Here is a 13,267-nt window from a genome sequence, read left to right as displayed (position 1 = left end):
CAATCAGCCCTTCGTTCCAGCGCCCGGCGGATCGTCCGCGATCCGGGCGTAGAGGTAATGATCCTGCCAGATGCCATTGATCCTGAGGTAGGATCGCAGCAGTCCTTCGCGCCGGAATCCGGCTTTTTCAAGCACGCGGATCGAACGGGCATTGTCGGGAATACAGGCCGCTTCGATCCGGTGCAACCTCAACGTATCGAAGGCGAAGCGCGACACCAGCTTGACCGCCTCGGTCATCAGGCCGCGGCCGCCATAGCGCTCGCCGATCCAGTAGCCGATATGGCCGCTTTGCGCGACGCCGTGGCGGATGTTGCCGAGCGTAATGCCGCCGGCGAGCTTGCCGCTCGACTTCTCGAAGATGAAGAAGGCGATCGCCGTTCCTTGTGCGTAATCCTCACGGTAGCGGCTGATGCGCAGCCGCCATGCCGTGCGGTCGAGCTCATCCGGCGTCCAACGCGGCTCCCACGGCTCTAGGAAGGCGCGGCTTTCACCGCGCAGCGTCGACCATTCGCGGTAGTCGTTGGTCAGCGGCACGCGCAGCGTGACCGTGTCACCCTTCAGTGCCGGCAGGTCGCGGCGAAAGAAAGGGAGCGCGAACATGGCGCTTGGACTGGGCTAGACGGCGAGCTTGCGGGCCGTCGTCTGCGGGCCCGCAAGCGAATCGAGGATCGCCTCATAGGGCGCCAGCGTCCCCACGGGTCCGACGGCGGTGAGCGTCGGCTTGGTCGAAAACAGCCGCGACGAGAGATCGGTCAGACGCTCGACGGTGAGCGCCGACAGCCGTTCCATCAGCTCTTCCTTGGCGATCGGCCGGCCGAACAGCAGCAGCTGCCTGGCGATCTGCGAGGCGCGGCTGGCCGGGCTTTCGGCCGACATGATCAGGCCGGCACGGTATTGCGCGCGGGCGCGGTCAAGCTCTTCCTGCAGGATGTTCTCGCCGGCCTTCTGCAATTCGTCGATGATGACCGGCACCAGCTTGGCGATGTCGCTCTGCCCGGTCGCGGCATGGACACCGAAGATGCCGGTGTCCGAAAAGCCCCAGTGGAAGGCATACACCGAGTAGCACAGGCCGCGTTTTTCGCGAACCTCCTGGAACAACCTGGACGACATGCCGCCGCCGAGGATCATCGACAGCACCTGCGAGGCGTAGAAATCGCGCACATGGTAGGCGCGGCCCTCGAAGCCGAGCACGATCTGCGCGTCCATAAGGTCGCGATCCTCGCGGAAGTCGCCGCCGACATATTGCGCATATTGCGGCATGTTGCTTTCCGCCTTGGCGCGGAAGCCACCAAGCTGCTTTTCCACCTCGCGCACGAAATTGTCGTGCTTGATGTCGCCGGCGGCCACGACCACCATGCGCTCGGCGGCATACTGGCGCTCGATGAAACTGTGCAGCTGCGTGGACGTGAAGGATTTGACCGTTTCCGGCGTGCCGAGGATGGAGCGGCCGATCGTCTGGTGGCGGAAGGCGGTCTCGGTGAAGCGGTCGAAGACGATGTCGTCTGGCGTGTCGTGCGCGGCGCCGATCTCCTGCAGGATCACATGCTGCTCGCGCTCGAGCTCCTCGGGGTCGAATTCCGACTCCTGCAGGATGTCCGCCAGGATATCGACCGCCAGCGGCACGTCGTCGGAAAGCACCCTGGCGTAATAGGAGGTGGTCTCGACGCTGGTGGCGGCGTTGATCTCGCCGCCGACATTCTCGATTTCCGAGGCGATCTCGAAGGCGGTGCGCCTTTTCGTGCCCTTGAAGGCCATATGCTCGAGCAAATGGGCCATTCCGTGCTCTTCGTCACGCTCATTGCGGGCGCCTGACTTGACCCAGGCACCAAGGGCAACGGATTCGAGGCTTGGAAGGGTTTCGGTTGCGACTGTCAGGCCGTTCGACAGACGGCTTACCTCAACACCCATATGGTTAGTACTCCCTAACGCGCCGCCCGCGTGTGGCGTGTAACGTAATCTTCCACCATTTTCAGGTCGGATGGAAGTACCGTGTATTTTTCGTCGGCTGTCATCAAATCGCCTAGCCATGCGGGCAGGGCGGGGGTGATGCCGCTGGCGGCCTCGACGGCGGCCGGGAACTTGGCCGGATGCGCGGTGCCCAGCACCACCATGGGGACAGTGCCTTCGACCTTGCCTGCGGCAACATGGAAGGCCGCCGCCGTGTGCGGATCGAGCAGATAGTTGCTTGCCGCGAGCGTCGAGCGGATGGTGGCGGCGACCTCGTCGACGCTTGCGCGGCCGGCATCGAATTCGGAACGAATCTTCGCGATTTCGCCCGCCTCGATGGTGAAGGCGCCGGACTGCTTCAGTCCGTTCATGTAGCGCCGCACGGTTGCGGCGTCGCGCTCCGCCGCCTCGAACAGCAGGCGCTCGAAATTGGACGACACCTGGATATCCATGGACGGCGAGGTCGTGGCGAACACGCCCTTGGTGCGGTATTCGCCGCTCGCCAGCGTGCGTGCCAATATGTCGTTGTCGTTGGTGGCGATGATCAGCCGCTCGATCGGCAGCCCCATGCGCTTGGCGGCATAGCCGGCGAAAATGTCGCCGAAATTGCCCGTCGGCACGGTGAAGGACACCGGGCGATCGGGCGCGCCGAGCGACAGCGCAGACGAGAAATAATAGACGATCTGGGCCATGATGCGGGCCCAGTTGATCGAATTGACGCCGGACAGCGAGACCCGGTCGCGAAAACCGTGGTCGTTGAACATGTCCTTCACCAGGCCCTGGCAGTCGTCGAAATTGCCTTCGATCGACAGCGCATGCACGTTCGCTGCGCTCGACGTCGTCATCTGCCGCTGCTGCACCGGCGAGACCTTGCCGTGCGGGAAAAGGATGAAGATATCGGTGCGGTCACGGCCGGCGAAAGCGTCGATCGCGGCACCCCCGGTGTCGCCGGAGGTGGCGCCGACGATCGTCGCGCGCTGGCCGCGCTCGGCCAGAACATGGTCCATTAGCCGCGCCAGCAGCTGCATGGCCACGTCCTTGAAGGCGAGCGTCGGGCCGTGGAAGAGCTCCAGCACAAAAGTGTTCGCCCCGGTCTGTACCAGTGGGCAGACGGCCTCGTGGCGGAAGGTCGCATAGGCTTCGCGCACTAGCCTTTCGAAGACGGGCGCCGCGATCTCGCCGCCGAGAAACGGTGTCAGCAGGCGGATGGCGAGGTCGGGATAGGCCAGGCCGCGCATGGCGCGGATATCCGCCGCCGAGAATTGCGGCCACTCGCGCGGCACGTAAAGCCCGCCATCGCGGGCCAGCCCGGCCAGCACCGCGTCGGAAAATCCAAGCACGGGCGCGTCCCCGCGGGTACTCACATATTGCATCGTCTCAGGTCCGTTGCAGCCGGCGGGTTCATCCACCGCAAATTGGTTAATTTTCCGAGCCGGCTCAGTCGCATTTTTGCCGCGCCGTTGCTATACGTCACCAGCTTTGCGAGAGGGAAGTGCAGTTCATGGCGTTTCATTCGGTCAACCGTCGTTTTGTCGCGGGTCTGGCGCTTGCCGGCTTTATGCTTGCCGCCGCCGGCTGCCAATCGAGCGACAATGGCATCCTGAACCTTGGTTTCGGCAAGAAGGATACGCAGGCGCCACCGCCGCCGCAGGATCCCAAGGTGCTTGCCAGCCAGTTGCAGGCCTATTGCCCGAAAGTGACGCTGCGCGACGGCACCGCCTACTTCAACACCTATGCCAAGGGCGGCGCCAAGCCCAGGAAGAAAGCAGATGCCGCGCAGGATGCCGCCGCCGCTGCAGCCCAGACTGCGCCCGACGGTACGGTCGTCGATCCCGATCGCGATCCCGCCAAGATTATCTACCAGGCCTCGATCACCGACATGACCCGCGATTGCAGCCGCGCCAACGGCCAGATGTCGATGAAGATCGGGGTGGCCGGCAGGGTCGTGCCGGGGCCGATGTTCTCGCCGGGCACCATCACCATGCCGATCCGCGTTGCGGTGATGCACGGCGACGACGTGCTCTATTCGCAGATCCATCAGTACCAGGTCCAGGTCTCCGACCCGTCGGCCGCGACGCAGTTCGTCTTCACGGACCAGAACGTCGTCGTGCCCGAGCCGACCGCGAAGGACTACCAGGCCTTCGTCGGCTACGACGAGAGCGCGCCGAAAGCCGCGACCGACAAGGGCAAGCGGAAGAAAAAAGCCGCTCCGGCGACGAACTGAGCCCGCCATCGAGTTTAGGTGAGGTCCGTTTGGAAACTCGCTCCTGCGAGCCTTATGAAGGTGTTTTCGAGAACCGGACCGGAGCGTACTTTGAGTACGTGAGCACCGGAAGCGCAGAAAACGCCTCAGATGGCCGTAGGAGTAGAGTTTCCAATCGGACCTCAGGCGTCCGCCGACCATTCCGACAGCGCGGCAATCACGCTTTTCAGCTCGGCCCAGCGGCGGATGACCGTTTCCGCGCCGGCTTCGGTCAGCGTGTCGGCATGGCCGGGATAGCTATGCCCGGCGCCGGTGAAACCGATGACGCGCATGCCGGCCGCCCTGGCGCCGGCCACGCCATGCACGGAATCCTCGATGACGAAGCTGTTCCTGGGGTTCGCTCCGAGCTTTTCGGCTGCGAACAGGAACACGTCCGGCGCGGGCTTGGTCTTCTTGCTGGGTATGTCGAGTCCCGAGAAGATGCGGCTGGCGAAGAACGGCAACAGCCCCACCTTCTCCAGCATGAACTCGACCCGTTCCGTGCGGGAGTTGGAGCAGACTGCGCGCGGCACGGTGACGGACGCCACCGCCTCGCGAACGCCGTCGATGGCACGCACGTCGCTACGCAGCTTGCGGTCGACAAGCGCCTCGGCGCGGTCGATCAGTGAAGCCTGGAAGGGGATGGCGGACTTCTCCTCCACCCGCATCATGATGTCCTTGAAGGTCAGCCCGGCATAGGTCTCTGCCAGTTCCTCCGGCGTTATCTCGTAGCCGGCCGAGGTCAGCAGCTCGGCCTCAATGCGGGCGGCGATGATTTCGGAATCGACGAGCACGCCGTCGCAATCGAAGATGACAAGGTCTGGCTGGGGCATGGCAATCCGGAACGCGGGAGAAAAAGCCTGATGCGGCTCAGGCGGCGCGGCATACACCAACCGGCCAGGCTTCGCAAACTCGCGAAGCTGTCGACCGCCGGGCGGTCCTGTCCTTCACCGAATATTTACGCTGATCGGTAACCATAACGGACAGTAAAACAGTAACGCGTGCCTTGGGTGTAAAAATGTCAGCCGTGCGTCTTCTCGACGAGCTTTCCCACGCTCCCCAGCAATCCGAATGGCTGGACACTATCCTCAAGGGCGATTGCATCGCGGCCCTCGACAGGCTGCCCGAAAAGTCCATCGACGTCGTCTTCGCCGACCCGCCCTACAACCTGCAGCTCGACGGTGACCTGCACCGGCCCGACCAGTCCAAGGTCGACGCCGTCGACGACCACTGGGACCAGTTCGAGAGCTTTGAAGCCTATGACGCCTTCACCCGCGCCTGGCTGCTCGCGGCGCGGCGCGTGCTGAAGCCCAGTGGCACCATCTGGGTCATCGGCTCCTACCACAACATCTTCAGGGTCGGCGCCAAGATGCAGGACCTCGGCTTCTGGATCCTCAACGACGTCGTCTGGCGCAAGACCAATCCGATGCCGAACTTCCGCGGCCGCCGCTTCCAGAACGCGCATGAGACGATGATCTGGGCCTCGCGTGACCAGAAGGCCAAGGGCTACACCTTCAACTACGAGGCGCTCAAGGCCTCGAATGACGATGTCCAGATGCGTTCCGACTGGCTGTTTCCGATCTGCACCGGCCAGGAGCGATTGAAGAACGACAATGGCGACAAATTGCATCCGACGCAGAAGCCGGAGGCGCTGCTCGCCCGCATCATGATGGCCTCGACCAGGCCGGGCGACATCGTGCTCGATCCCTTCTTCGGCTCCGGCACCACCGGCGCCGTCGCCAAGCGGCTTGGACGCCACTTCGTCGGCATCGAGCGCGAGCAGGCTTATATCGACGCCGCCAACGAGCGCATCGACGCGGTCCGGCCGCTGGACGGCGCCGACCTGACCATACTGTCTGGCAAGCGCGCCGAACCGCGCGTCGCCTTCATCAGCCTCATCGACACCGGCCTGGTGGCGCCGGGCGCCACGCTCTACGACGCCAAGAAGCGATGGGCGGCCAAGGTGCGCGCCGACGGCACGGTGGCGATCGGTGACAGCGCCGGCTCGATCCACAAGATCGGAGCCGAGGTGCAGGGGCTCGACGCCTGCAACGGCTGGACCTTCTGGCACTATGAGCGCAGCGGCGGTCTCACCCCGATCGACGAGCTGCGCCGCATCGCCCGCCTCGGCATGGAGCGGGCAGGGGCCTGACCCCGCACGCTCGCCGTTAAGGTTGAATCAGAACTTCAACGGATCGCCCGAAGCGATTCAAATCACGCTTTGATCCCGAGACGATCGAGGTCCGCTTGAAGCGTACGGGCGTTGGTGAACAGCACCGCCTGCCAGCCGGCGGCCCTGGCGCCATCGACATTTTTCTGGCTGTCGTCGATGAACAATGTGGCGGACGCCTCGAGGCCGAACGCGGCGACGTGATGATCGTAGATGGCGCGATCCGGCTTGATCTGATGGATGTCACCCGACACGGTCACGCCGCGTGGCCGGTTGAGGAAGGCGAAACGCTGCCGGGCTTCGGCAAGCGTGTCCGAGGCAAAGTTGGTCAACATGGTGACGTCGTGACCGGTCTCGATCAGGCCGATCATGATGGCGACGCTGTCGTCATAGGCATGCGGCACCATTTCGTGCCAATGGCGGCGGAAATTGCGGATGTTTTCCGCGTGCTCCGGGTATTCGGCGATCAGCAGCGCCTCGGCTTCTTGCCATGTCCGTCCGCGGTCCTGCTCGAGGTTCCAGTCATGCGTGCAGACATTGTCGAAGAACCATTTCCGCTCGCCGGCGTCCGGAATAAGGCGGCTGAACGGGATATTCGGATCGTAGTGGATCAGCACCTTGCCGATGTCGAACACGATGTGGCGGATCTCGGTCATGCCTGTCCTTTCAATGCGACCGCTTTTTGGTTGCGCCCGGTATCGCCGCCTCGATTACCTTTTTCATGACAGTGGGCAGTGCTTCCCCCGAAATTTCATGGGCCAGCGACCAGAAATGGCCTTCCGGGGCATCACTTTTCACATGGGCATGAAAGACGTCGAGCTCGAGCGCGAAATGGGTGAAGACATGCGCGATCTGTCCGGCGCGCCGCCAGTCGGCGGCGAACGGCGCCGCCGCCTCGGTGGTCGCGCCGTCCACCCTTGCAGTCCAGGCCGTCGTCGGCACCTCGGTCATGCCGCCGAGCAGGCCTCTTTCGGCCCGCTTGCGCAAAAGGATGGCGCCGTCATTGCGCTCGGCAACGAAGGCCGCACCGCGTCTGAGCGGCTTGTCGTCCTTGGGCAGCCGGACGGGGAAACGCTCCGGATCGCCTGAGACGATGGCGCTGCAATCCTCACGCAGCGGGCACAGCATGCAGCGCGGCCGGCGTGGCGTGCAGATCGTGGCGCCGAGATCCATCATCGCCTGGGCGAAATCGCCGGGCCTCACCTGCGGCACAAGCTTTTCGACCAGCGCGCGTATTGCGGGCTTGGCCTCGCTGAGCGGCGTTGCGATCGAGAACAGCCTGGACACGACGCGCTCGACATTGCCGTCGACGACGGCCGCCGGTCGGTCGAAGGCGATGGCCGCGACCGCCGCCGCCGTATAGGCGCCGATCCCCGGCAATTCCTTCAGGCCGGCTTCCGTGTCCGGAAAGCGGCCGCCGCGCCCGGCGACCAGATCGGCGCAGGCCTTGAGGTTGCGCGCCCTTGAATAATAGCCGAGCCCGGCCCAGGCCTTCATGACATCCTCGACGGGTGCCGCCGCCAATGCTTCGACATCAGGCCATTTTTCAAGGAAGGCGCGGAAATAGGCTTTGACCGCTTCGACCGTGGTCTGCTGCAGCATCACTTCCGAAAGCCACACACGATAGGGGTCGGGTCTTGCGCCCCCGGCCAGCGCCCCGGGCGGGACGCGCCAAGGCAGGTCGCGGTGGTGCGCGTCGTACCAGGCGAGCAGGCGGGGAGCGACTGAAGCTGCTTCGCTGCTTTCGCCGGATGCAGCCTTGCGGGTCTGGTCGTGCGGTGCCATTGATCGGGTGAGCCTGGGATTGGAGAACGCACATGGCAGGGAAAAGGCCCTACGGCAATCCCGTTCCGGTGAGCGATCTCGCAACCGAGATCCTCGATCCGGTGCTGAAGAAGCGCGCCGGCATTTCGATCGGACTGGTGCAGTCCTGGGAAGAGATCGCCGGGCCACGGCTTGCCGGCCGCTCGCGCCCGGAAAAGATCCAGTGGCCGCGTCGCCTGCATGAGGACGATCCGTTCGAGCCGGCGGTGCTTGTCATTGCCTGCGAGGGCATGGCGGCGCTCCACCTCCAGCACGAGGCAGGCGAAATCATCAACCGCGTCAATGCCTTCCTCGGCTTCACGGCAATAGGCCGTATCCGGATCGTGCAGAAGCCGGTGCTGTCCGAAAAGGCCCGGCCGAAACCGGCGCCGAGGCCGCTCAACGACGCCGAGAAGGCGAAACTCTCGCGCACCGTCGGCAAGATCGAGGACGATGGCCTGCGCGCCTCGCTGGAACGGCTCGGCGCAACTATTCTAGGGCGGAAAAGGCCATAGGATTGTCGTTAATCTCGCGTATTCGTGAACGCACGCCAAAATTTGGCGATTGGAATGGGGACGGCGATGCCTTAATTCGCGCCAGCTCTCGCCTTTTCTAGCCTTTGCATTGCAAAATCCAACCGATATCAGGTGATTCGCATGAACCGTCCTTTGTCCCGCAGGAACCTTCTGACCACGCTGGCCGCCATTCCGGCGGTGGCTCTCATCGCCGCATGCAGCGACTCGGGCGAGGATGCAAAGGCGGCCGATGTGAAGCCCGCCAATCCGGCTACACCCGCCAAGCCGGCAACGCCGGCGGCCGCCAAGGTGCCGGAGGCGCAAGGCACGGTCGACATGGCGGAACTGCTGAAGCCTGGTGCGCTGCCCGAAAAGCAGCTCGGCAAGGACGACGCCAAGGTCACCATCGTCGAATATGCCTCGATGACCTGCCCGCATTGCGCGCATTTCAACGAGGCCACCTTCCCTGAGTTGAAGACCAAGTATATTGATGCAGGCAAGGTGCGTTACATCCTGCGCGAATTCCCCTTCGACCCCAGCGCCGAGGCCGGCTTCATGCTTGCGCGCTGCGCCAAGGACAACTATTTCCCGATGGTCGATGTGCTGTTCAAGCAGCAGCCGAGCTGGGTTGGCGTCAACAACACCAAGGAAGCTCTGCTGCAGATTTCCAAGCTCGCCGGTTTTACACAGGAGTCCTTTGAGGCCTGCTTGACGGACCAGAAACTTCTGGACGATGTGAGAGCTGTCCAGAAACGCGGCGCGGACGAGTTCAAGGTCGACTCGACGCCGACCTTCTTCATAAACGGAAAGACCTACAAAGGGGCGATGTCGATTGAGGAAATGTCGGCCATCATCGACCCTCTGCTCTGACGTCCAGGCCGCCCCGAAGCTGCTAGGCTTCGGCGCACCAGCCTGTATGGAGCGGCGCGAATGAAGTTTTCGCGCCTTCGCCTCCTTGGTTTCAAGTCCTTCGTCGAACCCGGCGAGTTCGTCATCGAGCGCGGCCTGACCGGCATCGTCGGGCCGAACGGCTGCGGCAAGTCGAACCTTGTCGAGGCGCTGCGCTGGGTCATGGGCGAAAGCTCCTACAAGAACATGCGCGCGTCTGGCATGGACGACGTGATCTTTTCCGGCTCGGGTACGCGGCCCGCCCGCAACACCGCCGAAGTCACGCTTTTCCTCGACAATTCCGACCGCACCGCGCCCGCCGCCTTCAATGACGCCGATGAATTGCAGGTGTCGCGCCGCATCGAACGCGAGGCGGGCTCGCTCTACCGCATCAACGGCAAGGAAGCCCGCGCCAAGGATGTGCAGCTTCTGTTTGCCGACCAGTCGACCGGCGCGCGCTCGCCCTCGATGGTCGGGCAGGGCCGCATCGGTGAGCTGATCCAGGCCAAACCCCAGGCGCGCCGGGCGCTTCTCGAAGAGGCTGCCGGCATTTCCGGCCTGCACACGCGCCGCCACGAGGCGGAACTGAGGCTCAAGGCCGCCGAGCAGAACCTCGAGCGGCTGGACGACGTCGTCGGCGAGCTGGAAAGCCAGATCGACAGTCTGAAGCGCCAGGCGCGCCAGGCCTCGCGCTTCAAGAACCTGTCGGCCGACATCCGCAAGGCCGAGGCGACGCTGCTGCATCTGCGCTGGACGCTGGCCAAGACCCAGGAAGGCGAGGCGCGTTCGGCACTCGCTGCCGCGACGACCCTGGTCGGCGACCGTGCCGCCGCGCAGATGGCGGCCGCGAGGGAGCAGGGCATCGGCGCGCATCGGCTGCCCGACCTGCGCGACGCCGAAGCCGCTGCCGCCGCAGCCTTCCAGCGCCTGTCGATCGCCAAGTCGCAGATCGAGGAGGAAGCCGGCCGCATCCGCGCCCGCCAGGCCGAGCTCGAGCGCCGGCTGCAGCAACTCGACGGCGATATCGCCCGCGAGGAGCGCATGGTGCGCGACAATGCGGACATCCTCGAGCGCCTTCGCGTCGAGGAAGCCTCGCTCAACTCCGAGAATGCAGGCGCCGCCGAGCGCGAGGCCACCACCCGCGCCGCCTTCGAGCAAGCCGGCGCGACGCTTTCTGCCAGCGAGGCGAAGCTTGCCGCGCTTACCGCCGAACGGGCCGAAGCCGCCGCCTCGCGCCATCAGATCGAACGTACGCTGCGCGAGACCGCCGAGCGCCGCGACCGCTTCGCCCGCCAGCTCGCCGAGGTCGACCGCGAGCTTTCCGATATTGTCTCGCGCATCTCCGGCCTGCCCGATCCGGCCGAGAAGCGGCTGCTGGTCGAGGACGCCGCGGCGCGTCTGGAGGAGAGCGAGGCCGGCGCGATCGCGGCCGAGCAGGCCGTCGCCGACGCGCGCGCGGCCGAAAGCGCCGCCCGCCCGCCCGTGCAGGATGCCAAGGCCGAGCTGGCGCGGATCGAGACCGAGGCCCGCACGCTCTCCAAAATTCTGAACGCCGCCAGCGGCGACCTTTTCCCGTCCGTGCTGGAGCAGCTCAGCGTCGAACGCGGCTACGAAACCGCGCTTGGCGCCGCCCTTGGCGAGGATCTCGACGTGCCGCTCGACCGCAGCGCGCCGGTGCATTGGGGCGAGAGCGCGATCCAGCCTGGCGATGCAGCGCTGCCCGGCGGCGTGAAGAGCCTTGCCAGCGTCGTGCGCGCGCCCACCCAGCTTGCCCGTCGCCTCGCGCAGATCGGTATCGTCGAGGCGGCCGATGGCCGCCGTCTCCAGGCCCTGCTTGCGCCCGGCCAGCGGCTGGTCAGCCGCGACGGCGCGCTGTGGCGCTGGGACGGTCTCACCGCCAGCGCCGACGCACCGACCGCCGCCGCGCAGCGGCTGGCGCAGAAGAACCGGCTGGCCGAGCTCGATGCCGAGGCGGTGCAGGCGACGCGCATCCTGCGCGAGGCCGAGGCAGCCCTTGTCCAGGCCGAACAGGCGCTGCGCCAGGCGAGCGAGGCCGAGCGCAATGCGCGCCAGGCCGGCCGCGATGCCCAGCATGGTCTGGACGCCGCCCGCAACGCGCTGGCCGAGGCCGAGAAGGCTGGCGGCGAGCTGGTGAGCCGGCGCGCCGCACTGGATGAGGCGCGTGCGCGTGTCGTCGACAGCCACGAGGAAACCCAGACGGCATTACTGGAAGCCGAGATGCTGTTGCAGGACGCGCCGGACCTCGGCGACCTGCAACTGCAGCTCGAACAGTCCTCGGCCAATGTCTCGCGCGATCGCGCCACGCTCGCCGACGCGCGCGCCGTCCATGAAGGTCTGCGGCGCGAAGCCGAAGCGCGTACCCGCCGCCTCGAAGCCATCGGCGCCGAGCGGCGCAACTGGCTGGAGCGGGCCGAGAACGCATCGACGCAGATCGCCGCCCTTGGCGAGCGCAAGGCCGAAGCCGAGGCCGAGCGCGAACGGCTGGCCGACGCTCCCGATGAGATCGACGCCAAGCGCCGCGCGCTGCTGTCGCAACTGGCCGAGGCGGAGACGCTGCGCCAGGCAGCCGCCGACCGCCTGCAGGAAGCGGAGAACAAACAGGCCGAGTTCGACAAGGCCGCGACCGCTGCCATCCAATCGCTCGCTGAAGCGCGCGAAACCCGCGTCCGCGCCGAGGAGCGGCTGACCGCCGCGGACGAGCGGCGGCTGGAGGTCGAGGCGCGCATCCAGGAAACGCTGAACACGCCGCCGCATCTGGTCATCAAGCATACTGGGCTGGAAGCCGACGATCCGATGCCGGAAATGGCCGATGTCGAGCGTCAGCTCGACCGGCTGAAGGTCGAGCGCGAGCGGCTCGGCGCCGTCAATCTGCGCGCCGAGGAAGAGCAGAAGGAACTGTCGGACCGGCTGGAGACCATCGTTTCCGAGCGCGAGGACATCATCGAGGCGATCCGCAAATTGCGGCAGGCGATCCAGAGCCTGAACCGGGAGGGGCGCGAGCGGCTGCTGTCGGCGTTCGAGGTGGTAAACGGCCATTTCCAGCGCCTGTTCTCGCATCTGTTCGGCGGTGGCACAGCAGAACTGCAGCTGATCGAATCCGAGGATCCGCTGGAGGCCGGGCTCGAAATCCTCGCTCGCCCGCCGGGCAAGAAGCCGCAGACCATGACGCTGCTTTCCGGCGGCGAGCAGGCGCTGACGGCGATGTCGCTGATCTTCGCCGTATTCCTCACCAATCCGGCGCCGATCTGCGTGCTCGACGAGGTCGACGCGCCGCTCGACGACCACAATGTCGAGCGCTTCTGCAATCTGATGGACGAGATGGCCCGCACCACCGAGACGCGCTTCGTCATCATCACCCACAACCCGATCACCATGGCCCGCATGGACCGGCTGTTCGGCGTCACCATGGCCGAACAGGGCGTCAGCCAGCTGGTCTCGGTCGACCTGCAGGCGGCCGAGGCGATGCGCGAGGCGAGCTGATTCAGGGTCTCATTGCCAGCATAGATCGGCGTGACTATTCCAGATCCGATTGTCCTGAGCGGCTCCTGAAGCAAGGTCAACCGCCCGAAGCGAGGGGGCGAATTGCATGGCTGCTTCGGGTTCACCGCTAATCGCATGACCGGCTTCATGCCCACAGAACGGTCTGTGGACGCGACTTCGCTCAGACTTGCGCGAAGCATT

Annotated in this window: 11 protein-coding genes; 5 read left to right on the top strand and 6 right to left on the bottom strand. The window is 65.3% G+C overall.

Features of this window, described 5'->3' with window-relative positions; genetic code table 11:
- Positions 1-3 precede the first annotated feature (3 nt).
- From JG743_RS25250 to thrC, 3 genes are read right to left on the bottom strand one after another with little or no spacing between them, the layout of a single operon-like run.
- Positions 4-600, bottom strand: coding sequence for a GNAT family N-acetyltransferase (locus JG743_RS25250; protein WP_202293622.1), 597 nt, complete (start codon positions 598-600; stop codon positions 4-6).
- A 15-nt stretch (positions 601-615) separates the two neighbouring features.
- Entirely contained in the window at positions 616-1,908 is a 1,293-nt protein-coding gene (locus JG743_RS25245) for a M16 family metallopeptidase (protein WP_202293620.1), read from the bottom strand.
- Between the two features lie 14 nt (positions 1,909-1,922).
- Positions 1,923-3,320: a threonine synthase gene (thrC, locus tag JG743_RS25240; protein WP_202293618.1), complete on the bottom strand. Its 1,398-nt coding sequence runs from the start codon at positions 3,318-3,320 to the stop codon at positions 1,923-1,925.
- Between the two features lie 128 nt (positions 3,321-3,448).
- Between thrC and JG743_RS25235 the strand changes: the two genes are divergently transcribed.
- A complete protein-coding gene (locus JG743_RS25235) occupies positions 3,449-4,171 on the top strand; it encodes a hypothetical protein (RefSeq protein ID WP_202293616.1) in 723 nt (240 codons plus the stop codon).
- A 161-nt stretch (positions 4,172-4,332) separates the two neighbouring features.
- Here the strand turns inward: JG743_RS25235 and JG743_RS25230 are convergent, their stop codons facing one another.
- Complete coding sequence (locus JG743_RS25230) at positions 4,333-5,022, bottom strand: HAD family hydrolase (RefSeq protein ID WP_202293614.1); 690 nt, start codon at positions 5,020-5,022, stop codon at positions 4,333-4,335.
- Between the two features lie 185 nt (positions 5,023-5,207).
- Here JG743_RS25230 and JG743_RS25225 point away from each other — a divergent pair, with 185 nt between their 5' ends.
- The gene (locus tag JG743_RS25225) at positions 5,208-6,341 is read left to right on the top strand and encodes a site-specific DNA-methyltransferase (protein WP_202293612.1); all 1,134 of its coding nucleotides are present in this window, start codon (positions 5,208-5,210) and stop codon (positions 6,339-6,341) included.
- Positions 6,342-6,403: 62 nt separating this feature from the next.
- On the opposite strand, the gene JG743_RS25220 is transcribed toward JG743_RS25225, so the two are convergent.
- Positions 6,404-7,015, bottom strand: a complete 612-nt coding sequence (locus JG743_RS25220; RefSeq protein WP_202293610.1) for an HAD family hydrolase — start codon at positions 7,013-7,015, stop codon at positions 6,404-6,406.
- Between the two features lie 10 nt (positions 7,016-7,025).
- Positions 7,026-8,144, bottom strand: a complete 1,119-nt coding sequence (mutY, locus tag JG743_RS25215; RefSeq protein WP_202293608.1) for an A/G-specific adenine glycosylase — start codon at positions 8,142-8,144, stop codon at positions 7,026-7,028.
- 32 nt (positions 8,145-8,176) lie between these two features.
- On the opposite strand from mutY, the gene JG743_RS25210 reads away from it, so the two are divergent.
- The 3 genes from JG743_RS25210 (at position 8,177) to smc (ending at position 13,066) form a co-directional block, all read left to right on the top strand.
- Entirely contained in the window at positions 8,177-8,677 is a 501-nt protein-coding gene (locus JG743_RS25210) for a DUF721 domain-containing protein (protein WP_202293606.1), read from the top strand.
- 141 nt (positions 8,678-8,818) lie between these two features.
- Complete coding sequence (locus tag JG743_RS25205) at positions 8,819-9,547, top strand: DsbA family protein (protein ID WP_202293604.1); 729 nt, start codon at positions 8,819-8,821, stop codon at positions 9,545-9,547.
- Positions 9,548-9,607: 60 nt separating this feature from the next.
- Entirely contained in the window at positions 9,608-13,066 is a 3,459-nt protein-coding gene (gene smc, locus JG743_RS25200) for a chromosome segregation protein SMC (protein WP_202293602.1), read from the top strand.
- Positions 13,067-13,267 lie beyond the last annotated feature (201 nt).

It is taken from the genome of Mesorhizobium sp. 131-2-1, from assembly GCF_016756535.1.
Lineage (GTDB): Bacteria > Pseudomonadota > Alphaproteobacteria > Rhizobiales > Rhizobiaceae > Mesorhizobium.
The sequence above is the reverse complement of the archived record's forward strand: the minus strand, read 5'-3'. Positions and strand labels throughout refer to the sequence as shown.

What these genes read in the sequence shown, in the direction of transcription:
- JG743_RS25250 (WP_202293622.1), bottom strand. Translation starts at nt 600, where the DNA reads ATGTTCGCGCTCCCTTTCTTTCGCCGCGACCTGCCGGCACTGAAGGGT.
- JG743_RS25235 (WP_202293616.1), top strand. Translation starts at nt 3,449, where the DNA reads ATGGCGTTTCATTCGGTCAACCGTCGTTTTGTCGCGGGTCTGGCGCTT.
- mutY (WP_202293608.1), bottom strand. Translation starts at nt 8,144, where the DNA reads ATGGCACCGCACGACCAGACCCGCAAGGCTGCATCCGGCGAAAGCAGC.
- JG743_RS25225 (WP_202293612.1), top strand. Translation starts at nt 5,208, where the DNA reads ATGTCAGCCGTGCGTCTTCTCGACGAGCTTTCCCACGCTCCCCAGCAA.
- JG743_RS25220 (WP_202293610.1), bottom strand. Translation starts at nt 7,015, where the DNA reads ATGACCGAGATCCGCCACATCGTGTTCGACATCGGCAAGGTGCTGATC.
- thrC (WP_202293618.1), bottom strand. Translation starts at nt 3,320, where the DNA reads ATGCAATATGTGAGTACCCGCGGGGACGCGCCCGTGCTTGGATTTTCC.
- JG743_RS25205 (WP_202293604.1), top strand. Translation starts at nt 8,819, where the DNA reads ATGAACCGTCCTTTGTCCCGCAGGAACCTTCTGACCACGCTGGCCGCC.
- smc (WP_202293602.1), top strand. Translation starts at nt 9,608, where the DNA reads ATGAAGTTTTCGCGCCTTCGCCTCCTTGGTTTCAAGTCCTTCGTCGAA.
- JG743_RS25210 (WP_202293606.1), top strand. Translation starts at nt 8,177, where the DNA reads ATGGCAGGGAAAAGGCCCTACGGCAATCCCGTTCCGGTGAGCGATCTC.
- JG743_RS25230 (WP_202293614.1), bottom strand. Translation starts at nt 5,022, where the DNA reads ATGCCCCAGCCAGACCTTGTCATCTTCGATTGCGACGGCGTGCTCGTC.
- JG743_RS25245 (WP_202293620.1), bottom strand. Translation starts at nt 1,908, where the DNA reads ATGGGTGTTGAGGTAAGCCGTCTGTCGAACGGCCTGACAGTCGCAACC.